The organism is Parabacteroides sp. 52 (assembly GCF_010500925.1).
Lineage (GTDB): Bacteria > Bacteroidota > Bacteroidia > Bacteroidales > Tannerellaceae > QVMG01.
The window spans coordinates 214,558-238,751 of sequence record NZ_QVMG01000002.1 but is presented as its reverse complement, the minus strand read 5'-3'; the positions used below and the strand labels follow the sequence as shown (position 1 = coordinate 238,751).

The following is a 24,194-nucleotide window of genomic DNA, read 5'->3' as shown; positions in this document are numbered from 1 at the left end:
TTACATCACTTTTTTTACAACTATTTTTTGAAGAATTTACTACATGGCTTAAGATGAAGAGGTTAGAGATTGAGGAAAAAAATGGCTTATTTTCCTAGGTGTAATATCTATCTCCCAAAAGTTGTACCTACAAATGGTCCGGCAACTACAAGCATTATTCTGTTGCCGATGGGCATCGGCAATATTGCTGAACACGTTCGACAATATTGCTGAACAGCATCGTCAATGTTGCCGATGCCCATCGGCAATAAAACATCCCTGCTTTTAACCGATTACTTTGTTTCAAAAAAAACAACCATTTCATACTCTCTATATAATAATGTATAAAACAGGGATAAGACATATCGTCTCAAAACATCCGAAATCTCTCAGAAAAACAAAAATGAAAGAAATTTATTTTATCCTAAACTTATTCCGTTCCATTTGTTTATATGATAGAATGACGTACATTTGCATTATAAAAAACAAAATAAAGTTGGAATGAATACACAGCTATACAAAAGCCTTACCATTCTCCTTTTCATCGGAGTTTTAATGGCTTCCTGCCAAACCAAACCAAAGAAAAACTCTAAAAACGACGTTCAATTCTCAACGATTGAAAAGGAAAAAACATACCACCTCTTGGATAATCAGGAAAACCCCAACTGCAATCTACAGTTATCTTTCACCTATCCAACCGAATATAATAACAAAGAGATCTTACATAAAATACAATATCTATTTGTTTATTCTTATTTCGGAGAAGCCTATGAAACACTTTCTCCGGAAGAAGCGGTTGCTCGTTATACAGAAGATTACCTTGAAGCGTATAAAGAATTAGAAGAAGATTTCAAAGAAGAAGTTAAAAATGCAGACACGACCCCTGTCGGCTCCTGGTATTCCTATTATGAAATGTCCACGAACGACATTAATTTCAATATGGATGATATCCTTTGTTTTACTGTCTGCTTTGAAAACTATACAGGAGGAGCTCACGGATCCCATTCGGCCACCAATCATGTAATCAACTTAAAAACAGGAGAACTTATCACTGAAAAAGATGTATTCATTGATGGATTCGAAGACCGCTTGGCTCAGATATTGGTCGACCATATAGCCTCTCAAAACAACGTTGAAAACATAAAAGAACTGGAGAATATCGGTTTTTTCAGTGTAGATGAGATCTATCCCAACAACAATTTTTTGGTAAATGAGACAGGCATCACCTATTCTTTTAATGAATACGAAATAGCCGCTTATGTGGTAGGCATCACAAATGTACATTTACCTTACGAAAAAATCCATCATTTACTTCGTACAGAAAGTCCTATAGCGCATTTATATGCTCATTAATTACCCGGATAAAACTTCAAGATGACAGATATTCATACAAATAAAGAAATAGAATCAGTATCTATTAAAGAACAAGAAACCATTCTTTTCTCCTATTTTCCGAATCTGACAGATACGCAACGCAGGCAATTGGAAGCATTATATGCGTTGTATGCAGACTGGAATGGAAAAATCAACGTTATTTCACGAAAAGACATTGAGAATCTCTACTTGCACCACGTGCTTCATTCATTAGGCATCGCTAAAATGTTAAATTTCACAGATGGATCAAAGGTGATGGATTTGGGCACAGGAGGCGGTTTCCCCGGAATACCCTTAGCGATTCTTTATCCGCAAGTAGAATTTCATTTGATCGACAGTATTGGTAAAAAAATAAAAGTCGGACAGGCTGTAGCCGAGGCAATCGGTCTGAAAAACATAAGTTTCCGTCATTGCAGGGGCGAAGAAGAAAAAGAGCAATTCGATTTTGTCGTGAGCCGGGCGGTTATGCCTTTGGAGGATCTGGTCAAGATCGTACGCATAAACATCCTGAAGAAGCAACGCAATGCTTTGCCCAATGGCTTGATCTGCCTGAAAGGAGGAGAACTGCAACATGAGATTTTACCTTTTCGCAACCAGGCTGTCAGTATCGAATTAAAAGACTATTTCAAAGAAGAGTATTTCAAAACTAAAAAAGTGGTATTTGTCCCATTATGATAACAATAAAATCTTTTAATGTCAATTTCTTCTCTGAGAATACTTATATCCTATATGATGATACGCTCGAAGCCGTCATTATAGATTGTGGTTGCATACAACCAGAAGAAGAAATGGAGATTAAAGAGTATATTGAACAAAACAAACTGGTTCTTAAGCACAACCTATGCACACATCTTCACCTGGATCATATTTTAGGGAATGCATTTATATACAACACCTATGGATTACATCCCGAGGCACATAAAGCCGACGAAGAAAACCTTCCTTGCCTGGAAGCCCAAGCGCGTCTTTTCGGATTGCCCATAGAGATAAAAAACATCCCGATAGAAAAATATATTATCGGAGGAGAGCCTATTTATTTTGGCCATTCAGAGCTTACCGCAATATTAGTTCCCGGACATTCGCCCGGAAGCTTGGCTTTTTACAATAAAAAAAACGGATATCTCTTTTCCGGAGACGCCTTATTTGCCAACAGCATTGGGCGTACAGACCTATGGGGCGGAAACCAGGAGGTATTGGTGACTGCCATTAAAGAGAAATTGCTTACCTTGCCGGAAGAAACAATCGTTTACCCCGGACATGGACCGGAGACGACGGTATTCGCAGAGAAAATGAATAATCCTTTTTTATAACATACGGCTATAATCTATAAAAACACACTATTAAAACTATGGACACTACTAAATTTGTAAATCGTCATGTAGGGATCACCGCCGAAGATATTCCAGCCATGCTGGAAGCCGTTGGCGCCCAATCATTAGATCAGTTAATCGAACAGACAATACCAGCAAATATCCGTTTAGAAAAAGCCATGGATCTGCCGGATGCAATGACAGAGCGTGAGCTGGCTGAACACCTGGGTGAATTAGCCTCGAAGAATGAAATTTTCACTTCCTATATCGGCATGGGCTGGTACGACACCGTTTGCCCGGCTCCTATTCTGCGCAATGTATTTGAAAACCCGGTATGGTATACCTCTTATACCCCTTATCAGGCAGAGGTATCCCAGGGACGCCTGGAGGCATTACTCAATTTCCAGACTGTGATCTGTGAACTGACAGCTTTGCCTTTGACCAATTGCTCTTTATTAGACGAAGCAACCGCAGCAGCAGAAGCTATCACCATGTTTCATGGCACACGCAGCCGTACACAGGTAAAAGCGGAAGCGAACACCGTTTTTGTAGATGAAAATGTATTTGCCTCTACCCTTGCGGTCATTCATACCCGGATGATTCCTCAGGGTATAAAAATAGTTGTAGGCGATTATCAGAAATTCGAATTTACCCCCGATGTATTCGCTGCTATCATACAGTATCCGAATGCGAACGGTTCTATTGAAGATTATACGGCATTTGTAGCCAAAGCGAATGCCAATGAGAGCAAAGTAGCTGTGGCCGCCGACTTGATGAGCCTAGTATTATTAACCCCTCCGGGAGAATGGGGAGCGGATGTTGTATTCGGAAGCAGCCAGCGTTTAGGTATCCCTATGTTCTACGGAGGACCTTCTGCCGGTTATTTTGCTTGTAAGGAAGAATACAAACGAGCCATTCCGGGACGTATCATCGGTATATCCAAAGATGCATATGGACATGCAGCCTACCGCTTAGCCCTACAAACACGCGAACAGCATATCAAACGGGAAAAAGCAACTTCCAACATATGCACAGCCCAGGCACTTTTAGCAACCATGTCAAGCTTTTACGCCGTATACCACGGAGCAGAAGGCTTACGGAATATTGCAAACCGTATTCATTCTACCGCCGGCTTCCTGGCTACAGAATTAGAAAAGCTGGGATACAAACAACTGCATAAAAATTACTTCGACACCTTAATGATCGAACTCCCCCCCCATGTATCCGTAAACGTATTACGTGAAATCGCATTGGAGTGTAAGGTAAACCTGCGTTACTTCGAAGCAGGACAAATCGGTATCAGCATAGACGAGACCACCTTATTAACGGATATAGGCGTATTATTATACATTTTTGCCGGTGCAGCAGGCAAAGACTATATGTTACAGGAGGCGATACCGGAAAAAACCTATTTCGCACCTACCTTTGCACGTCAATCCGACTTCCTGCAGCAGGAGGTATTTAAGAAATACCGTACGGAAACAGAATTAATGCGTTATATCACCCGCCTGGGACGCCGGGATATTTCCCTGGCACAATCCATGATCTCTCTCGGATCATGCACCATGAAACTGAATGCCGCCTCTGAGATGTTGGCATTGAGTCGCCCGGAATTTCAAAACATCCATCCTTATGCTCCGGAAGAGCAGGTCGAAGGATATAAAGAATTAATAGAAAATCTCTCTGCTTATTTAGCAGAGATCACCGGATTCAAAGGAGTCAGCTTGCAGCCCAACTCAGGAGCCGCAGGTGAATATGCCGGTCTACGCGTCATCCGCGCTTACCAGGAAAGCATCGGGCAAGGTCATCGTAACATTGTTCTTCTACCGGCCTCAGCCCATGGAACCAACCCTGCCAGTGCCATTCAATGTGGTTATTCAACCGTTACGGTGAAAACCGATGAGAACGGCAATGTAGACTTTGATGATTTCCGCGAAAAGGCAGAAGCCAACAAAGACAACCTGGCAGCAACAATGATCACCTATCCTTCTACCCATGGTATATTTGAAGTATGTATCAAAGAGATGTGTGAGATTGTTCATGCCTGCGGAGGACAGGTGTATATGGATGGAGCCAATATGAATGCGCAGGTAGGCTTAACCAATCCGGGAACTATCGGAGCCGATGTATGCCACCTGAATCTACATAAGACATTTGCATCTCCTCACGGTGGGGGTGGCCCGGGTATAGGTCCGATCTGTGTAGCAGAACACCTGGTACCCTTCTTACCTTCCCATCCTGTTGCCTGGGGCAGCGACCTGAATACAGTATCTGCCGCTCCATACGGCAGTGCCGGTATAGCCGCTATCACCTATGCTTACATCCGCCTGTTAGGTGCTGAAGGATTAACCTGGTCTACGCAGATAGCTATCCTGAACGCCAATTACCTGGCGGCAAAATTCAAAGACACCTACGGTATTGTTTATACAGGAGCAACCGGACGTGTCGGTCATGAGTTAATTCTTGAATGCAGAACGGTAAAAGAACGTTCGGGTATCGACGAAGGGGATATAGCCAAACGTTTGATGGACTTTGGTTATCATGCTCCTACCCTCTCCTTCCCTGTTCATGGCACATTAATGATTGAACCGACAGAAAGTGAAAGCAAGGCAGAGCTGGATCGTTTTGTAGAGGTGCTTGATTGCATATGGCAAGAGATAAAAGAGGTAGAAAGCGGCAAAGCGTCTAAAGAAGACAATGTGCTCAAGAACGCTCCTCATCCGGAATATGAAGTAACAGCAGACGATTGGAAACATGCCTATCCACGCAGTAAAGCCGCCTTCCCACTGGATTGGTTGCACGATGGGAAATTCTGGGTCAATGTTGCCCGTGTTGACAATGCGTATGGAGATCGGAACCTCATACCCACCCTTTGTGGAGCCTGTGAAATTTAATAAAATAACATAACAAACAGAAAGGCATACCCTAGACAGCTCTTATTTTCTCCCCTGTCTATTGGGTATGCTTTTTTCTTTTATCTAAAATGAAACAAGAATGAATACAAAAACGAAAGAGAAAGTCAAATTCAGTAAAGCCTTTTGGGTTGCCAATACCGTCGAGCTTTTCGAGCGCGCCGCCTATTATGGTGTATTTATCGTTATCACCCTTTATTTAAGTCGCATACTTGGATTCAATGATATCCAGTCTGCTTCGATAGCAGGTGTATTTTCCGCCTGCTTATACCTCTTGCCCACCTTTGCCGGAGCCTTAGCGGACAAGATTGGTTTTCGCCACTCCATGTTACTGGCTTTTTCCCTGTTAACCTTGGGATATGCAGGATTGGGTATTTATCCTACCTTATTGGAATCCGCCGGTTTGGTTGAATACAGTATGACCACCAAGTTCACCGGACTATTAGAAAGTAATGCGCGTTATGGCATCTTACCGGTTATGGCGTTGATCGTTATCGGAGGTTCTTTTATCAAAAGCGTTATCTCCGGAACAGTAGCCAAAGAAACAACCCCGGATACACGGGCCAAAGGATTCTCCATATTCTACTCGATGGTAAACATCGGAGCTTTTTCCGGGAAAACCATTGTCAAACCCTTACGCGAAGCCATGGGCAACGAAGGTTTGATCACACTGAATTATTTCTCAGCAACCATGACATTCCTGGCACTGATCGCTATTTGGTTCTTTTATAAAAGCGCTCAACATTCCGGAGAAGGAAAAACGTTCCGACAGATCTGGCAGGCTTTATTGAAGGTATGCACCAATGGCCGTCTGATTCTGTTAATCATCATCATCACCGGCTTTTGGATGGTACAACAACAATTATACGCCACCATGCCTAAATATGTCCTTCGTCTGGCTGGTGAAGGAGCGTCTCCCTCCTGGTACGCCAACGTAAACCCTTTGGTTGTAGTACTCACCGTCAATTTTGTCACCCAGCTCATGCGTAAACGCTCAGCGCTCACTTCCATGACAGTCGGCATGTTCATTATGCCTGTGTCTGCCCTTTGCATGGCATATGGCAACGTATTGGATGCCAGTCATAACCTATTAGGCATGCACCCTGTTGCTTTTATGATGGTTGTCGGTATTATCTTCCAAGGATTAGCTGAGACATTTATATCTCCCCGTTTCCTTGAATACTTCTCTCTGCAGGCACCGAAAGGGGAAGAAGGGCTTTATCTCGGTTTCAGTCATTTACACTCTTTCCTCTCTTCCATCTTAGGATTCGGCCTATCGGGTTATCTATTGAATAAATATTGTCCGGAACCTATGCTTTTTCATTCCCGGGAAGAGTGGTTAGCCGCCAGTGAACACGCCCATTATATCTGGTATTATTTTGGTGTCATAGCCCTTATATCTGCTTTTGCCCTGATCGTCTATGGCAAAGTAACCAGGCGGTTGGATGCCCAAAAAGAACTCACAAACCCCATGGAGTAATATCCAAGAGAGAATCTCCTGAGTCATATAAAAAGGAAGGGCTGTTCAATTCAAATTGAACAGCCCTCCTTGTATGTAAACGCTTTTCGTTTTCTTCTTATTGTTGTTTGAAGTATCCCAAAGCACCGCAATCAAAGTTCTTGATGTACGAATAATGCTTATTTACCTCTGCCTGTCCGTAAGTGATATACACCTCTGCCGAACGGCGGAACGTTTCGTCTTTATGGGTATCCTGCAATAAGAGATAACCCATCACACAATGAGCAGCCGATTCAACCAAGCGACGGGCATGGAAATCCAATACTTCCTGATCTTTCAATTCGGTAATCATATGAACCAATTCTTCATACTTATCAGTCATCTCGATCAGTTTTTGGCGCATCATTTCCAGTTCCGGTTTGTATTCCAACGCTTCGTATTCACGGATCTGATTGAGGTAAGTTCCCGTAGTGACGTGGCGGATAGCCGCTACGACCTGCAACTGCGTCGTTCCTTCGTAGATATTGGTGATACGTGCGTCGCGATACAAGCGTTCGCAGGTATAATCTTTCATAAATCCGGAGCCACCGTGTATCTGGATCGCATCGTAAGCATTCTGGTTCGCATATTCCGAAGTCATGCCTTTACCCATCGGGGTGAATGCATCGGCCAGGCGACTGTATTTCTTCTGCTCCTGACGTTCTTCCGGTTCCAGTTTGCGTTCGCGGGCGATATCTTCCAAAGCTTTATAAACATCAACGAAACGCGCTGTTTCGTATAACATCGCACGGGAAGCATCGGTCTTGGCGCGCATCAATGCCACCATTTCATATACAGCCGGGAACTCGATAATCGCTTTACCAAACTGTTTGCGTTCATTGGCATAGCTGAATCCTTCGCGATAAGCCGCTTCACAAAGCCCTACCGACTGCGCCATGATACCCAGGCGGGCACCGTTCATCAACGCCATTACATATTTGATCAATCCCAATTTGCGATCGCCGCAAAGTTCGGCTTTGGCATTTTTGTAGGTAAGCTCGCAAGTTGGTGAGCCTTTGATACCCATCTTGTTCTCGATACGGCGCACGTTTACGCCACCGTTGCGTTTGTCGTAGATAAACATGGAAAGGCCACGTCCGTCGCGGGTTCCTTCTTCGGAACGTGCCAACACCAGATGCACGTCGGCATCCCCGTTGGTAATGAAACGTTTCACACCATTCAGATACCAGCAGCCGTCTTTCTCGCTGTAGGTCGCTTTCAACATCACCGACTGCAGGTCGCTTCCCGCATCCGGTTCGGTCAAGTCCATCGACATCGTCTCACCGCCGCAGATACGAGGGATATAACGTTCGCGCTGGTCTTCATTTCCGAATTCATACAATGTCTCGGCACAGTCCTGCAATCCCCAAAGGTTTTCGAAACCGGCATCGGCACGCGACACCATATCGGCTGCCATGATATACGGTACGATCGGGAAGTTGAGCCCACCATAACGACGTGGCATTGCCATCCCCATCAAGCCGGCTTTGCGTACGGCATCCAGATTAACCTGTGTGCCGGGTGCATAGGTTACCCGGCCATTACTTACGCTTGGACCGTCGTGATCGACACCTTCGGCATTGGGTGCCACGATCTCATCACAGATCTCTCCGACAATCTCCAATACTTTCTCGTAGCTGTCCATAGCATCTTCGAAATCGAAAGGCGCGTAATCGAATTTATCTTTATCGGTGTAATTCCGTTCTTTTAGCTCCACGATCCGCTTCATCAGAGGATGATGCAGATGATGTTTGTATCCTGGAGTATCGTGAAAATAGTTAGCCATTGTTATTTCGTATTTTTCTTGTAGTATTTAATCATTTTGGGAAGAACCTCTTCTACCGTACCGGTTATCACATAATCGGCAATCGTATTGATAGGTGCGTTCGGATCATTATTTACAGAAATGATGATCGAACTTTCCTGCATACCCGCAATATGTTGAATCTGGCCTGAGATACCACAGGCGATATAGAGTTTAGGACGAACGGTCACACCGGTTTGTCCGATCTGGCGTTCGTGTTCGCAATAGCCTGCATCGACAGCGGCACGTGAAGCACCCACTTCGCCACCGATCGTAGCAGCCAGGTCGTGTAACAGTTGGAAGCTCTCTTTCGAGCCTACGCCATAACCACCGGCCACGATGATAGGTGAACCTTTGATATTGGTTTTGCTCTTCTCCATCTGGCGGTCGATCACTGCCACAACGAAATCGGTATCACTGACATATTTCTTTACGTCGTGCTTCACCACTTCCCCTTTATAATCGGCACTGACCATCTCTTTTTTCATCACCCCTTCGCGAACGGTTGCCATCTGCGGGCGACATTCCGGGTTGATAATCGTAGCCACGATATTCCCTCCGAAAGCCGGACGGATCTGATAAAGCAGGTTTTCATATACTTTATTTTCTTTTTTCTCTTCGTGATCACCGATCTCCAATGAGGTACAGTCGGCTGTCAGTCCGCTACCCAATGCAGAAGAAACGCGCGGACCCAGGTCGCGTCCAATCGAGGTAGCACCCATCAGGGCTATCTGCGGTTGTTCTTCTTTGAACAGGTTGACCAATACCGAAGTATGCGGCAAGGAAGTATAAGGAGCCAGGCGGGCATCGTCGAAAACGTGCAACACATCCACTCCGTAAGGGAAGACCTGTGCGCCGATACCTTCCAGGTTATGACCTGCGGCAACCGCTTCCAGCTTGCATCCCAATGTATTTGCCAAACCACGTCCTTTGGTCAATAATTCCAAACTTACATCGGCTACTTGGCCGTCTTCTATTTCACAGTATACAAATAAATTATTCATTGTATTCATACTTTATAGGAGTTAGAGTAGTCATCACTCGCTTCGCTCGTTAGTAGTTATCAGTCGCTTCGCTCCTTAGTAGTTAAGTCGTATCGCATGCGACTACTTTAACTACTCTGACTACTTGACTACTTTGACTCCTTTGTCATTACCCAATCGTGTGGTTCAAAATTAATTCTCTCATTAACGTATCGATCGCTTCGTCGGTCGGTTCCAAAGTCATATTTTCTTTGGCTTGGAATACCACGTTTTCGATCTTCTTCACTTTCGTAGGTGAGCCTGAAAGACCGCAGTGTTTCACTTCTGCATCCACATCGGCTACCCCCCATTCGGTCAGGTTCAAATACGGACGGCTGTCGTACAAAGCCATATAATCTGTATCGGCTTCTTGCTTTTCCGTCACTGTTTTTGCATGTTTATATTGTTGTACGAACTTCGCATTACGTGGACGGCAGTCGGGAGCCGAACCATTTACGGTGACTACCAAAGGCAGTTTTCCTTCTACGATTTCAATACCTCTTTCCAAACGGCGTTTAACAGTAATTTTACCCTTTTCTGCTTTTTGAATCTCTTCGGCGTAGGTGATCTGTGTCAAGCCCAGCTTTTCCGCTACCTGAGGGCCTACCTGTGCCGTATCTCCATCGATCGCCTGACGTCCGCAAAGGATCAGATCGTATTCTTTGATCTTGCGGATAGCCATAGAAATGGCATACGAAGTGGCTAAAGTATCAGCCCCTGCAAAAGCACGGTCGGTCAACAAAAAACCGCCGTCAGCACCGCGGTATAAACCTTCACGGATGATTTCGGCGGCACGCCCCGGACCCATGGTCAATAAAGTAACTGTAGTACCGGGATAAGCATCTTTCAGGCGAAGCGCCTGCTCCAATGCATTCAGGTCTTCCGGGTTGAAGATGGCAGGCAAAGCAGCACGATTAACCGTCCCATCTGCCTTCATTGCATCCTTTCCCACATTGCGTGTATCCGGTACCTGTTTCGCTAAAACAATAATTTTCAAACTCATGTTATTAGAAATATTAGTTTTTCCTAAGTTGTATATTTACAATTATTCTTCTCATTCAGTTGAGATGCAAAAGTAATCAAACATTCTATAAAACAAAACGCACATCCGCAGAATCTGCACACTTTATGGTTTTTTGAGCATTCCGTCGGTCGCTTTGTGCGTATGAACTCCTGCATTCGGCGTATCGCTATAAGGACAAATCTATTGCCGATGGGCTTCGACAGTATTGCCGATGCGCATCGGCAATATTGCTGAAGGGCATCGGCAACATTGCTGATGCCCATCGGCAATAGAATTACCCCTACTGTTTGACAAATTATCTTTCTAATCAATGCCAGGAAACCGGCACAGAAATTAAGAAGAAATAACGCAACCGATACGTTTTAAATCCCTTTAAAAAAGAATAGTTTACTAAAGAAATTGCTACCTTTGTACGGCAATCTATATCAAAAAACACAGGAAGAATTTAATTATTAAAAAGTTATGGCGAAAATTAAAGGAGCAGTTGTTGTTAACACGGAACGATGCAAAGGTTGCGATCTCTGTGTAGTTGCTTGTCCTTCGGATGTATTGGAATTGCATCCACGTGAAGTTAACAACAAAGGATATCATTATGTTTACATGAAAAATCCGGACAATTGCATTGGCTGTGCCAATTGCGGTCAGGTATGTCCGGACGGTTGTTTAACCATCTACAAAGTTAAAATCTAAGGCATATGTCAGAAGAAATAAAATTATTAAAAGGGAATGAAGCAATTGCGCTGGCAGCTATTCGTTGTGGAACGGACGGTTATTTCGGATATCCGATCACTCCCCAATCAGAGATCCTGGAGACATTGATGGCCGAGATGCCTTGGGAAACAACCGGCATGGTTGTGTTACAAGCCGAAAGCGAAGTGGCTGCTATTAATATGGTATACGGTGGTGCCGGAACGGGTAAAAAGGTGATGACCTCTTCCTCCAGTCCGGGTATCAGTTTGAAACTGGAAGGCATCTCCTACCTCGCGGGGGCAGAGTTGCCCTGTCTGATCGTCAACGTGATGCGCGGTGGTCCGGGTCTGGGAACCATACAACCGAGTCAGGCCGATTATTTCCAAACAGTCAAAGGAGGCGGACATGGCGACTACCGTTTGATTACCCTCGCCCCTTCATCCGTGCAGGAGATGGCCGATTTTGTCGGATTAGGATTCGACCTGGCCTTTAAATATTCCAACCCCGCCATTATCCTGGCCGATGGTATCGTCGGACAAATGATGGAAAAAGTCGTTCTTCCTCCTTTCCAAGAAAGAAAAACGGAAGCGGAAATCCGGGAACAATCCACCTGGGCTGCTCAGGGTAAACCGACCCATCGCAAACCCAATGTCATCACTTCGTTGGAACTCGACCCGGCGGTGATGGAGGAGAACAACATCCGTTTTCAGAAGAAATATAAAACAATCGAAGAGAATGAAGTTCGCTACGAAGAGTTTCATTGTGAAGATGCAGAATATCTGCTGATCGCCTTCGGTTCTTCAGCCCGTATATGCCAGAAAGTAGTAGAGTTGGCACGCGAAGAAGGCATCCGGCTGGGACTTTTACGTCCCATCACCCTTTGGCCTTTCCCCACGAAAGCAATCGCCGGATATGCCGAAAAGGTGAAAGGCATGCTTTCGGTAGAATTGAATGCCGGACAAATGGTAGAAGATGTACGCCTGGCGGTGAACGGCAAAGTGCAAGTAGAACATTTTGGTCGTCTGGGAGGTATTGTATTCACTCCGGATGAAATACTGGTAGCGCTCAAGGATTTAATCATTAACAAATAATCAGAACGGATAACATTATGAGACGAGGAAGTAGAGGAGACGAAATTTTGACATTGCTTTTTATGGTATTAGCCATTGCAGCAGTCGTATGTTATTTTGCCGTCAGTGACAACCGGGCCGCATTTCTCAGCTTCGGAGGACTGGCAGTCATCTTACGCGTCGTACAATACATACTTCGCTATTTCCATTAATAATCATTCATAAATTCCACACAGGGATTATCAACTAAACAAATATGGAACTCAACGAAATAATAAAACCCGAAAATCTGGTATACGAAAAACCCAGATTGATGAATGAGAATCCGATGCACTATTGCCCGGGATGCAGCCACGGAGTCATCCATAAACTGGTAGCCGAAGTGATAGCAGACATGGGACTGGAAGATAAAACGATCGGGGTATCGCCCGTTGGTTGTGCGGTATTTGCCTACAACTATATAGATATCGACTGGATCGAAGCGGCTCATGGACGGGCACCGGCTGTAGCTACGGCTGCCAAACGCCTGAACCCCGACAAAATGGTGTTCACCTACCAAGGAGACGGTGACCTGGCTGCCATCGGTACGGCAGAGACGATCCATGCGGCCAACCGGGGAGAAAACATTGTAATCATCTTTGTGAACAATGCGATCTACGGAATGACCGGTGGACAGATGGCACCTACCACGTTGGAAGGCATGCCCACCTCCACAACACCTTACGGACGCTCTATCGCATTGAACGGACACCCATTGAAGATCGGCGAATTGCTTGCCCAATTGGAAGGCACCTGTTTGGTTACCCGCCAAAGCGTACACACTGCTGCCGCCGTTAAGAAAGCGAAGAAAATGTTACGCCTGGCATTTGAAAACGCCATGGCTAAAAAAGGAACCTCCATTGTAGAATTTGTGTCTACCTGTTCCTCCGGATGGAAAACAACACCGGACAAAGCAAATAAGTGGATGGTGGAAAATATGTTCCCATTCTATCCATTAGGTGACCTAAAAAATAAAATAGAAACAACATGAAACAGGAAATAATTATTGCAGGTTTTGGAGGTCAGGGAGTACTATCCATGGGCAAAATCCTCGCCTATTCCGGTTTGATGGAAGGGAAAGAAGTCAGTTGGATGCCCTCCTATGGTCCGGAGCAACGGGGAGGAACAGCCAATGTCACGGTTATACTCAGTGACTCTCCTATCAGCTCTCCCATTTTGAACACATACGATATTGCCATTGTATTGAATCAACCCTCCATGGAAAAGTTTGAAGACAAAATAAAACCCGGAGGAATCCTGATATACGATGGATATGGTATTCATAAACCCGTGAAACGAACAGATATCAACATTTATCGTGTAGACGCCATGGATGCGGCCACTGAAATGAAGAATGAAAAAGCATTCAACATGATTATCCTGGGAGGATTATTACAAATTGTTCCTATGGTCAAATTGGAAAATGTGTTGTTAGGCTTAAAAAAATCCTTACCGGAACGTCATCATAAGTTAATTCCGATGAACGAGGCGGCCATCAAAAAGGGTATGGAGATCATACAGAAGGTGTAATCCCGTAAAAAAGGTTATAAAGAGAGGGCGTTTCTACCAAAGAAACGCCCTTTTGTTATATCTTTGCACCCCATGAAGCAATGCTTTTACATAGTACTGATTTTAATAGGGTTGGTAACGACTGCCCAGGCGCAACCTGCCCGAGGAGGGGACGGAGGATTTTCCTTGGCCAATCTGACTTCTTCCCAGAAAGAGATACCCGACAGTTTACTCCTGGGTGACTCCCTCCATCTGCATGATAAAGGTGTCAAAGGGTATCATCTTACCCCTTATCTGGGAGAGGCTTACCTGGCTCCTATGGATACTAACCGATTGAATTTTTCCCACAGTACCTTTGGCGAAGGATACGGGCTCTCCATGGCCTACCTGGCCAATATAGGATCACCTATGCAAACACGCCTCTTTCACGAAAGAAAAGAAGCACGTGACTTCCTCTTTGCCGATGCTTTCGACCATTACATCACGACACCGGAAAATGCTTATTTCTACGATACGAAATCTCCTTACACCCATGTCGCGTATACATTCGGGGGAGGCGAGCAAAAGAAAGAAGAACGCCTGAAAGGGGTGCTCACCCTGAATTTCGGGAAGAAGATAAATGTCGGAGGAGACCTGGATTATATCTATACCCGGGGCTTCTACAACTCAAACGGGGTAAAGCAACTTAGCTACCGCCTGTTCGGGAATTACCTATCCGATAGGTACGAAATGAAAGCCTTTGTCTACAACTTCAACTTCGTCCACATGGAAAACGGAGGATTAAGCAATGACTCTACCGTTACGCATCCGGACGACTTTGCAGATGGCAAATTAGCATTGGATACTAAAAGTTACCCCGTACGTTACAGTAAAGCGTTTAACCGCGTTAGAGGCAAACAGTTCTTTCTGACCCATCGCTACAACCTGGGATTCAATAAAACCCTGGAAGAAACAGACGAAGAAGGCAACGAAAGACAAGTCTTCGTTCCGGTATCCAGCATTATTCACACCCTTCATTACGAAGATAACAGGCGACACTTCACATCGACCGATACGGCACAAATAGATGCTGCGTATCCGAATATTTACGAAGCCAGAGACTCGACCCTCCACGACCGGCCTTCGGCATGGACTTTAAAAAACACAATCGCCCTCTCTCTGCGGGAAGGATTTCAGGATTGGGCTAAATTCGGACTGGCAGCCTTCATCCGTTTCGAAAACAGACAGTTTAAGATGGCCGCCTTGAATCCCCGTTGGAATGAAGGAACAGGAAGAAACGAAAACAGAATTCTTTCCGACAGACAAGATGTCATCGAAGAATTTTCGACCTACCTGGGCGGGGAACTATCCAAACGGCAAGGCAGTATACTGACATACAATGCCCGGGGAGAACTCTGTATCGTCGGAGAAGACTTGGGAGAATTTCGACTGAGTGGAGAGCTGCAAAGCCAATTCAATCTCTTTCAGAAAAAAGCCCTGATCCGGGCAGAAGGACATATAAAAAATACGACTCCGGCATTTTATGCCCGCAGGTATCAATCCCGTTATTATGTATGGAACAACAACCTGAGTAACGAACGGGAAGTATATGCCGGAGGAACCATCGACCTGCAAAGCAGCCGCACCCAACTGTCTGCTGGGGTGACCAATCTGGAGAACTACGTATATTTCGGTAGCGACGGGACACCCGGCCAACATAAGAGCAATATCCAAATTGTCTCTGCACGCATCAAACAGGATGTACGTTACCGTGCCTTCGGATGGGAAAACGAAATAGCTTATCAATTGAGTGGCGAAAAGAGTGTACTGCCACTGCCTGAATTAAGTATATACAGTAATATGTACTTCGTTTTCAAACTAGCCAAAGTGCTTACCTGCCAGGTGGGAGCGGATGTGCATTATTTTACGGCATATTACGCCCCTTATTACGAACCGGCCACCCAACAATTCCAATTGCAACGGGAAACAGGGCCTAAAGGTGAAAAACTAGAAAGAACGAAGGTGGGTAATTACCCGCTTATCAATGCCTATGTAAACTTTCACCTGAAACAGGCACGTTTCTTTGTTTCCGGTTATAACCTGGGGCAAAAGTTCATCGATCCCAATCACTTCTCACTGGCGCATTATCCGCTGAATCCATTCGTTCTGAAATTCGGTATCGCTGTCTATTTCAACAACTAAGATGAAATCCAAAAGATTACTCCTCTTGTATGTGTGCTTATTACCCCTTGTCGTTTGCACCATGCTCCTGTTAGCCCCCCAGAAAAAGGCTCCTTTGGTTCGGGATTACAATGAAATCAAAGAAGAAGGCATACTCAGACTGATAACCGAATACAGTCAAACCGGGTATTATGTTTCAGGAGATACCATCGAAGGGTTTCAGTATGAATTGGGACAGGCTCTTTCCCGTTTGTCCGGATTAGAGATAGAAATTCACCTGGAGATGAATCTAAATAAAAGCTTCGCACAATTAGCTTCAGGCAAATGTGATGTTATCGCCCGGAATATACCTATCACCAGCGAACTGAAAAACGACTATATCTTTACCGAACCGATTGTATTAAACAAGCAAGTATTGGTTCAACGCACCGCAAAAGCAAACAACGGGCACCGTCCGCTTCGTAATCAGTTAGACCTGGCACAAAAAACACTACACATCCCCAAATCCTCTCCCGCCCTATTGCGCCTGCATAATCTGGAACAGGAAATCGGAGATACGATCCATGTGGTTGAAGATGAATTGTATGCATCCGAACAACTTATCATCATGGTAGCCAAGGGGGATATCGACTATGCCGTATGCGATCAACAGATTGCCCGGCAGGCACAAAAACGTCTTCCTGAAATAGATATTCAAACAGATATCAGCTTCACCCAACTTCAGGCATGGGCCGTACGAAAAGAGGCGCCGGTACTGCTTGACAGCCTCAATAGTTGGTTCAAGCAAATACGAAAAAGCGGCTTATACAACGATATATACAAAAGGTATTATTGATATTGGCGATTATTACGTATCTTTACAGGGAATTTAAAGATTTACAATGAGATTTGACGAACTGAAGCTCGAAGATGCCGTATTGGACGGGCTCGACGCAATGAATTTTCAAGAGACAACTCCGGTTCAGGAGTTAACGATTCCGGTTATTTTAGAAGGGAAAGATATTATAGCCTGCGCACAAACAGGAACGGGGAAAACGGCTGCTTACGTACTACCTGTTATCAATGAAATCAGTAAAGGAACTCACCCGGCGCATGCAATCAATGCGATCATCATGGCTCCTACCCGGGAACTGGCGCAACAGATTGACCAACAGATAGAAGGATTCACCTATTTCATTCCGGTATCTGCTGTTGCTGTATATGGAGGCACAGACGGTATTGCCTGGGAACAGCAAAAACGAGGCATGGAGATGGGGGCGGATATTGTGATAGCCACTCCCGGTCGTTTGCTTTCTCATATCAAACTGGGAACCGTCGATCTTTCCGAGGTCTCTTTCTTTATCCTGGATGAAGCCGACCGTATGCTGGACATGGGTTTTTATGAGGATATCATGCAGATATATAAACTGCTCCCCCCTACCTGCCAGAGCATCATGTTTTCGGCCACTATGCCGCCTAAAATACGAACATTGGCACAAAACATACTCAAGGATCCGGAGGAAATCAAAATCGCCATATCCAAACCACCGGAGTCTATCATGCAGACAGCTTATATCTGTTATGATCCACAAAAACTAAAGATCCTGGAAAAACTTTTCATGGAAAGTCGTCCCCAGCGCGTGATTATCTTTTCCTCCTCTAAGATGAAGGTAAAAGAATTAGCATCGACTCTCAAACGAATGAAGTTCAATGTGGCTGCTATGCACTCCGACCTCGAACAATCCCAACGGGAAGAGGTGATGAAAGAGTTCAAAAACGGACGGATCGATATATTGGTTGCCACCGATGTAGTCTCACGCGGTATTGACATAAACGATATTAAACTGGTCATTAACTTTGATATTCCACATGACCCTGAAGATTATGTACACCGTATCGGACGTACGGCACGAGGTACGAACGGAGCAGGTTTGGCCATCACCTTTGTAGCCGTAGAGGAACAAGCTCCTTTCAAACGGATTGAGAACTTCCTTGGCAAAGAGGTTTATAAAATACCCATTGATTCATCGCTGGGAGAAGCCCCGTTATACGAGCCGGAAAAGAATGGCAAACAACGATGGAACAAAGGGGGAGCTAAAAAGGGTAACCACTTTAAAGGAAGAAGCAATAGCAAACCCCGCCCCTCTCTGAAAAAATAATCAGGCTTTTAATCGCGCGATAAAAACAACGGCATTCTCCGCATCTACTCTGTCTGGGAATGCCTTTTTTACGTTTTCACCTGATTGACAGAAACAATAGGACTGATTCAAAAGGTCCATCGCCTCCAAAGAAGCGATCGTTCCTGTTTTATAAAAATCATCTTTAATCCCAGCAGTCATTTGTTTATAATCCCGGGTTCTCCGGTCATAACAGAAGGAATGATGGAGGGATTCATCCGTGGAACGCTGATAGGAAGATAACAAAAAGCGTCCGCTGGAATGCACAGGCAGTACGGGTATAGACCGATTCTTTGCCGCCGCATACAAGGTCTCCTGCCAATGTGTTTGTAAGTACAAAGTATCTTTCAACAAATAATCCGGCTGCATAGAAGGTGTATATACATATAAACAGCCGGTATCCGGATCAACACTTATTTGCGGATCCAAACAGATGGGCAGATAGGACTGCCTTCCCAAATCAACGGATGCCATTTTATATGATTCTATTTTTTCAAAAGAAGTAGAATAAGAGACTACTTCTTTTTCGACACGAATGGTTTGCGTATCCGGATCAATCAAATGATTCTCTTCCACAGTCAGGATACGGTCTCCATACATTGCCAGAGATAAGAAGCGTTGGTTATCCATAGAATAATCCAATTCCTTTTCCCGAAGTAACTGTCCATCGAATGTATAATAAAAAACATGGTTTTGATTCCCCAGGACAATGAGTTGTTTTTCCTGTGAGTTTACCACATAAGCAGCCACCTCGACACATTCCGGGTTCGTTATCCGGCAAATAAAATCTCCTTTCCGATTGAAACGATAAAGGCTCCCCTCGCTTAGAAGAAAAAGATTGTGTCCATCCTCGCGTATATAGCGGGCTTTTACGATACGCTTTCCGGCGGCCGGTTGCAAAGGTATGGCTACGACCTCCTCGGCTATATCCGACAATACGCCTGTCATTCTTTGCGTCACATACATGGCAGACATATAGGTATCATACCCTTGTTTTATACAAACTAAAAGAATCGTTACAAATAAGATGGTAAATATGCGTCTCATTAGAATATGTTTTTCAATACCTATATATAACGCTCCCCATTTTCATTTATTGAGTCAGGGATTCTTCTTTCGTGTAGGAAATGAAAGAATATGCCAGGTAACGCCTATGCTGATTAACAAAAGAAGTACACGAATCCATCCTTGCTCCACCCAAAAACAGATTGAACAGAGTATAGAAAGCCACATAACACCGACAGAAACAATCTTTGCGCGCAAAGGAATAGACTTATCAACCATATAGGCTTTGATATATGTCCCAAAGTAAGGGTTGGCCATGACTCGTTTGTATAATGTTTCTGAACTACGGATATAAAACCAACAGGTTAATAACCAAAAAGGAGTCGTCGGTAGCAAAGGCAAAAATACACCCACTGTTCCTAATACCAGAAAGAGGGAGCCCAACACGATATATATGTATCGTTTGGTTTTATTCATTATATAAGAGTGTATGAATCAATCTGTTTGAAGCCATTCAGAAAGTCAGTTATATTCATTCGTTTTTTTCCTGCCAGTTGGAGAGACTGCAGGCGAAGAAAACCGTCAGGCACAGCTACATCCACATAGGTTCTTCCATCTGATTGTATAGTGCCCACAGGCAATGCGTGTGAGACGAGCCGTTTTTCCGTCTGGTATATCTTCAAGGCCTGGCGATCTCCCTGGGAAGAAACCAGTTCGGTCCAGGCTGCCGGATAAGGAGATAGTCCACGTATAAAATCATATAGCTGCTGTATGGGTTGCTGCCATTGTATATGACACGTTTCTTTAAAGATTTTCGGAGCGGGTTTGAGTAAAGACGGATCAACACAGAATGCCTCCTGAGGAATCGCATTTACTTTATCCGCCAACAAAAGATCGACAGTTTCCGTTACTAACTTCGCGCCCATATGCATCAAAGCATCATGCACAATACCAACAGTATCGGTATCGGCTATGGCTATTTTCTTCTGCAGTATAATCTTTCCGGTATCAATCTCATGGGTGAGGAAAAATGTAGTCGCTCCCGTTTCCTTCTCTCCATTGATAACAGCCCAATTGATCGGAGCAGCTCCCCTGTATTGGGGCAAAAGAGAGGCATGCAAATTAAAGGTGCCGTAACGTGGCATATCCCAAACAACTTCCGGTAACATACGGAAAGCCACGACTATTTGCAGATCTGCACCCCATGCCTTTAAATCTGAAAGAAAGGATTCATCTTTTAACTTCTCCGGTTGAAGGATAGGCAGACCGACCGACTCTGCATATTGTTTAACAGCACTTGGTTGCAATACACTCCCATGCCTGCCTACAGGTTTATCCGGCATTGTCACAACACCTACCACCTGATATCCCCCTTCGACCAATGCACGCAGACTCTCCACCGCAAAATCGGGGGTCCCCATATAAACGATACGTAATTCTTTTTTATCCATCATCAATCTTCCGAAAAGTTTTCTACCAGGACTTCCCGATAGGAATTAAATATCTTTGATTTCGACATAAAGCCAATATAATGCCCGCCTTCATCCACCACCGGTAGATTCCAGGCTTTGGTATCATCAAAAATCTGCATAATCATATCCATCGGCATATTTATTTCTATCTTGGCCGGAGCAGAAACCATAAATTTCATCACATTGAAACGATTATACAATTCCGGGCGAAACATGATATTACGAATATTATCCAGTAATACGACACCCAATAACACACCCTTTTCATCGACAACAGGGAAAATATTCCGGCTACTTTTAGCAATGACCTTTACCATATCTCCCAAAGACATTCCCGGCAAAACAGTCTGAAAGTCTTTTTCAATGATACTGTCACGACTTAATAAGGTGAGTACGGCTTTATCTTTATGGTGTGTCAACAATTCCCCTTTCTGTGCCAAACGCATGGAATAAATACTGTGAGGTTCGAACATCAATATCGTAAGATAAGAACCAATAGAGACAATCATCAACGGCAGAAACAGATCATATCCCCCTGTAAGCTCTGCGATCAGAAACACACCGGTAAGAGGAGCATGCATCACCGCCGACATCACACCAGCCATACCCAACAGGGCAAAGTTCTTTTCCGACAGATACGTTGTCAATGGGAAATAATTGGAGGTATGTGCAAATACGAATCCGGCAATACATCCCAAAAACAAACTGGGTGCAAATATACCACCACAACCGCCACCGGCATTCGTCGCACTGGAGGCAAATACTTTTGTCAACAAAATCATGCATAGAAAAAGAAGAATTCCCCAATAGCTCCCATACCAATCATAAAACAAACTCTTCTCCATAATATCAGAGAATTGCCCATTTAATAAGGCTCCGATTGTATCATAACCTTCCCCATATAGAGGAGGAAACAAAAAGATCAAGATACTCAAGGTCAATCCTCCCATTATAAATTTCTTCCAATAGGCGCCTAATTTCCGGTACATCCCTTCCACTTTATTCATCACCCGGGTGAAATACAAAGAGACTAATCCACAGAAGATCCCCAACAATAAGACATAAGGTATACGCCCCATCTCAAAAATTTCCGTCTGGGAAAATTTAAACATAGCTTCCGTACCGGTAAACACATAAGACAGGGTAGCAGCAGTCACAGAGGTGATAAGCAAAGGCATGATTGACGTCATGGTAAGATCCAATAATAAGACTTCTATCACAAAAACTAAGCCGGCGATAGGAGCTTTGAAAATACCGGCGATAGCTCCCGCAGCACCACATCCGACCAAGAGCATCAGTGTTTTCTGTTCCATGCGGAAAAGACGTCCTAAGTTTGAACCGATAGCAGCACCGGTAAGCACGATAGGTGCCTCCGCTCCTACCGATCCCCCAAAACCGATCGTTACCGAACTGGCCACCAAAGAAGACCAGGTATTATGCGGTTTGATACGACTTTTTCTCTGCGATATCGCATAAAGAATCTTTGTCACCCCATGACTGATATCATCCCGAACAATGTATTTGACAAATAAACCAGCCAATAAAATACCAATTACAGGATAAAGAAGATAGAGATAATTGACTCCTTCCACCTGAAAATTACCGGTAAGTAAATTCTGTATTAAATGTATTAATTGTTTTAATAGAATAGCTGCGGCTGAGGTAAGTATCCCTACTAAAAAACTAAGAATAAGAATAAAATTCTTTTCTTTTATATGTTTGTCCCGCCATAAAAGAAACTTATAAAACGCACTCTTTTGCTCCATGTCAAATACCTTTACCAGTAACTACTGTTTTTATCGTATAAATCAATATTGTAATATCCAAACCCAAAGACATATTCTCATAATATAATATATCATATTTCAAACGTTCTATCATTTGATCCACATCGGCTGCATATCCGTATTTAACCATTCCTAATGAGGTTATACCTGGTTTTACATTATGCAGAAGAGAATAATAAGGGGCTCGTTGTACGATCTGATCAATAAAATAACGACGCTCAGGACGGGGACCGACCAAAGACATATCTCCTTTTAACACATTCCAGAACTGGGGTAATTCATCCAGGCGATATTTACGCATAATTCTGCCAAAAGGGGTAATACGGGGATCGTCCTCTACGGAAAGTAAAGGACCTTTTTTTTCTGCATCGACATACATCGTGCGAAACTTATATATCCAAAACGGGGTTCCCATATAACCTATTCTCTCTTGCTTAAAAAGAACAGGACCACTGGAGTCTTTTTTTACCCGCCAAGCTATATAGATAAAAAGCGGAGAAAGTAACAATAAAGCGATAACAGATACGATCTTATCCATGAACAGCTTGATATTCTTTCCGGCTTCGGAGAAATTATTATCCGTTATATCGACAAGGGGAATCCCGTAAATCGTTTTGATCTTTACTTTTGCCAACATATTGGAATTGTCGGCCAATACCTTTATCGGGCGTTTGTATTGATACAAAGAATACAATATAGGCAATTGGCGTTCACTGTCTGTTGCTTCCATAGCCAACACGAGTTCATCAATATTCCCTTCTTTCATCAATTGCGGCAAATCATGGATAGAACCCAATACCTGATCGGCATCGACCTGTATGGGAACATTATCCTTTTCCGGAACAAAACCGGCAATTGTATACCCCCACTTATAAAGATCCTCCGCTATGCGTTTGGCATTCTCTCCGGCACCTATAAGTAAAACACGCATAGAATATGCTCTACATTTCACTTTCCGGTTTGTCTGTTGAGTAATATAGAGCCGGGGGATATATGTCAAAACAAACTGTAAAGACAATAAAGAAAAGAATAATTCATAATAGATCTCAAAAGAACGGGGAAGGTCATTCAATACAATAATAAAAAATATCAATACAACCCCGATCGTAACAGTGATCCAGGTTGAAAAAAACTCAGCCAAACGGGATTTACCTATGGGTTTATTATAATAACCGGAAAAATAAAATAAGATTAACCAGAAAAAAGGAATAAGTATCTGTCCTTCCCATACCTGAAAAGAAGACAGATAGGATTTTAAAGAAGAAAAACCACCATATGTAGCAATTTCAATATATCTAAGTATATTAAACAATAGCCAGGTAATGGCTGCTGCAATAAAATCCGAAACAATATATTTTTTTGCCTGAACCTTTATATTCATTC

Annotated in this window: 21 protein-coding genes; 13 read left to right on the top strand and 8 right to left on the bottom strand. The window is 43.8% G+C overall.

Annotation, left to right across the window (positions count from 1 at the left end; genetic code table 11):
* Positions 1–480: 480 nt before the first annotated feature.
* The 5 genes from D0T51_RS03480 to D0T51_RS03460 all read left to right on the top strand — a co-directional run bounded on the left by D0T51_RS03480 (position 481) and on the right by D0T51_RS03460 (position 7,055).
* Positions 481–1,332, top strand: coding sequence for a DUF3298 and DUF4163 domain-containing protein (locus tag D0T51_RS03480; RefSeq protein ID WP_163725219.1), 852 nt, complete (start codon positions 481–483; stop codon positions 1,330–1,332).
* A gap of 21 nt (positions 1,333–1,353) precedes the next feature.
* Complete coding sequence (gene rsmG, locus D0T51_RS03475; protein WP_163725216.1) at positions 1,354–2,028, top strand: 16S rRNA (guanine(527)-N(7))-methyltransferase RsmG; 675 nt, start codon at positions 1,354–1,356, stop codon at positions 2,026–2,028.
* Positions 2,025–2,663 (top strand): MBL fold metallo-hydrolase, encoded by a 639-nt coding sequence (locus D0T51_RS03470; RefSeq protein ID WP_163725214.1) that lies wholly within the window; start codon positions 2,025–2,027, stop codon positions 2,661–2,663. Before rsmG ends, D0T51_RS03470 begins: the two co-directional genes overlap by 4 nt.
* A 38-nt stretch (positions 2,664–2,701) precedes the next feature.
* The gene (gcvP, locus tag D0T51_RS03465) at positions 2,702–5,557 is read left to right on the top strand and encodes an aminomethyl-transferring glycine dehydrogenase (RefSeq protein ID WP_163725212.1); all 2,856 of its coding nucleotides are present in this window, start codon (positions 2,702–2,704) and stop codon (positions 5,555–5,557) included.
* A gap of 100 nt (positions 5,558–5,657) precedes the next feature.
* Entirely contained in the window at positions 5,658–7,055 is a 1,398-nt protein-coding gene (locus D0T51_RS03460) for an MFS transporter (protein ID WP_163725208.1), read from the top strand.
* 97 nt (positions 7,056–7,152) lie between these two features.
* Here the strand turns inward: D0T51_RS03460 and D0T51_RS03455 are convergent, their stop codons facing one another.
* The 3 genes from D0T51_RS03455 to D0T51_RS03445 all read right to left on the bottom strand — a co-directional run bounded on the left by D0T51_RS03455 (position 7,153) and on the right by D0T51_RS03445 (position 10,902).
* Positions 7,153–8,859, bottom strand: coding sequence for an acyl-CoA dehydrogenase family protein (locus D0T51_RS03455; protein ID WP_163725206.1), 1,707 nt, complete (start codon positions 8,857–8,859; stop codon positions 7,153–7,155).
* Between the two features lie 2 nt (positions 8,860–8,861).
* Positions 8,862–9,881 (bottom strand): electron transfer flavoprotein subunit alpha/FixB family protein, encoded by a 1,020-nt coding sequence (locus D0T51_RS03450; RefSeq protein ID WP_163725203.1) that lies wholly within the window; start codon positions 9,879–9,881, stop codon positions 8,862–8,864.
* A 148-nt stretch (positions 9,882–10,029) separates the two neighbouring features.
* Positions 10,030–10,902 carry an electron transfer flavoprotein subunit beta/FixA family protein gene (locus tag D0T51_RS03445; RefSeq protein ID WP_163725200.1) on the bottom strand — a complete coding sequence of 291 codons (873 nt, stop codon included), beginning with the start codon at positions 10,900–10,902 and terminating at the stop codon, positions 10,030–10,032.
* A gap of 483 nt (positions 10,903–11,385) precedes the next feature.
* Here D0T51_RS03445 and D0T51_RS03440 point away from each other — a divergent pair, with 483 nt between their 5' ends.
* From D0T51_RS03440 to D0T51_RS03410, 8 genes are all read left to right on the top strand, one after another.
* Positions 11,386–11,613: a ferredoxin family protein gene (locus tag D0T51_RS03440; protein WP_163725198.1), complete on the top strand. Its 228-nt coding sequence runs from the start codon at positions 11,386–11,388 to the stop codon at positions 11,611–11,613.
* A gap of 5 nt (positions 11,614–11,618) precedes the next feature.
* Positions 11,619–12,704, top strand: coding sequence for a 3-methyl-2-oxobutanoate dehydrogenase subunit VorB (locus D0T51_RS03435; protein WP_163725195.1), 1,086 nt, complete (start codon positions 11,619–11,621; stop codon positions 12,702–12,704).
* 17 nt (positions 12,705–12,721) lie between these two features.
* Complete coding sequence (locus D0T51_RS12210; protein ID WP_203583308.1) at positions 12,722–12,895, top strand: hypothetical protein; 174 nt, start codon at positions 12,722–12,724, stop codon at positions 12,893–12,895.
* Positions 12,896–12,939: 44 nt separating this feature from the next.
* On the top strand, positions 12,940–13,713 hold the full coding sequence (locus D0T51_RS03430; RefSeq protein ID WP_163725192.1) for a thiamine pyrophosphate-dependent enzyme: 774 nt from the start codon (positions 12,940–12,942) through the stop codon (positions 13,711–13,713).
* Complete coding sequence (locus D0T51_RS03425) at positions 13,710–14,252, top strand: 2-oxoacid:acceptor oxidoreductase family protein (protein WP_163725190.1); 543 nt, start codon at positions 13,710–13,712, stop codon at positions 14,250–14,252. Before D0T51_RS03430 ends, D0T51_RS03425 begins: the two co-directional genes overlap by 4 nt.
* A gap of 72 nt (positions 14,253–14,324) precedes the next feature.
* Positions 14,325–16,412: a putative porin gene (locus D0T51_RS03420; protein WP_163725186.1), complete on the top strand. Its 2,088-nt coding sequence runs from the start codon at positions 14,325–14,327 to the stop codon at positions 16,410–16,412.
* A gap of 1 nt (position 16,413) precedes the next feature.
* Positions 16,414–17,226 carry a transporter substrate-binding domain-containing protein gene (locus D0T51_RS03415; RefSeq protein WP_163725183.1) on the top strand — a complete coding sequence of 271 codons (813 nt, stop codon included), beginning with the start codon at positions 16,414–16,416 and terminating at the stop codon, positions 17,224–17,226.
* Between the two features lie 46 nt (positions 17,227–17,272).
* Entirely contained in the window at positions 17,273–18,529 is a 1,257-nt protein-coding gene (locus D0T51_RS03410) for a DEAD/DEAH box helicase (RefSeq protein ID WP_163725180.1), read from the top strand.
* Here the strand turns inward: D0T51_RS03410 and D0T51_RS03405 are convergent, their stop codons facing one another.
* Genes D0T51_RS03405 through D0T51_RS03385 form a run of 5 tightly spaced genes read right to left on the bottom strand, consistent with a single transcriptional unit; the run spans position 18,530 to position 24,192 of the window.
* Positions 18,530–19,594, bottom strand: a complete 1,065-nt coding sequence (locus tag D0T51_RS03405) for a 6-bladed beta-propeller (protein WP_163725179.1) — start codon at positions 19,592–19,594, stop codon at positions 18,530–18,532.
* Positions 19,595–19,648: 54 nt separating this feature from the next.
* Positions 19,649–20,029, bottom strand: a complete 381-nt coding sequence (locus D0T51_RS03400; RefSeq protein WP_163725176.1) for a YbaN family protein — start codon at positions 20,027–20,029, stop codon at positions 19,649–19,651.
* Positions 20,029–21,003, bottom strand: coding sequence for a methionyl-tRNA formyltransferase (gene fmt, locus D0T51_RS03395; protein ID WP_163725250.1), 975 nt, complete (start codon positions 21,001–21,003; stop codon positions 20,029–20,031). The genes D0T51_RS03400 and fmt overlap by 1 nt, the downstream gene beginning before the upstream one ends.
* 2 nt (positions 21,004–21,005) lie before the next feature.
* Complete coding sequence (locus D0T51_RS03390) at positions 21,006–22,790, bottom strand: chloride channel protein (RefSeq protein WP_163725173.1); 1,785 nt, start codon at positions 22,788–22,790, stop codon at positions 21,006–21,008.
* Between the two features lies 1 nt (position 22,791).
* Positions 22,792–24,192 carry a sugar transferase gene (locus D0T51_RS03385; RefSeq protein ID WP_163725170.1) on the bottom strand — a complete coding sequence of 467 codons (1,401 nt, stop codon included), beginning with the start codon at positions 24,190–24,192 and terminating at the stop codon, positions 22,792–22,794.
* Between the last annotated feature and the right edge of the window lie 2 nt (positions 24,193–24,194).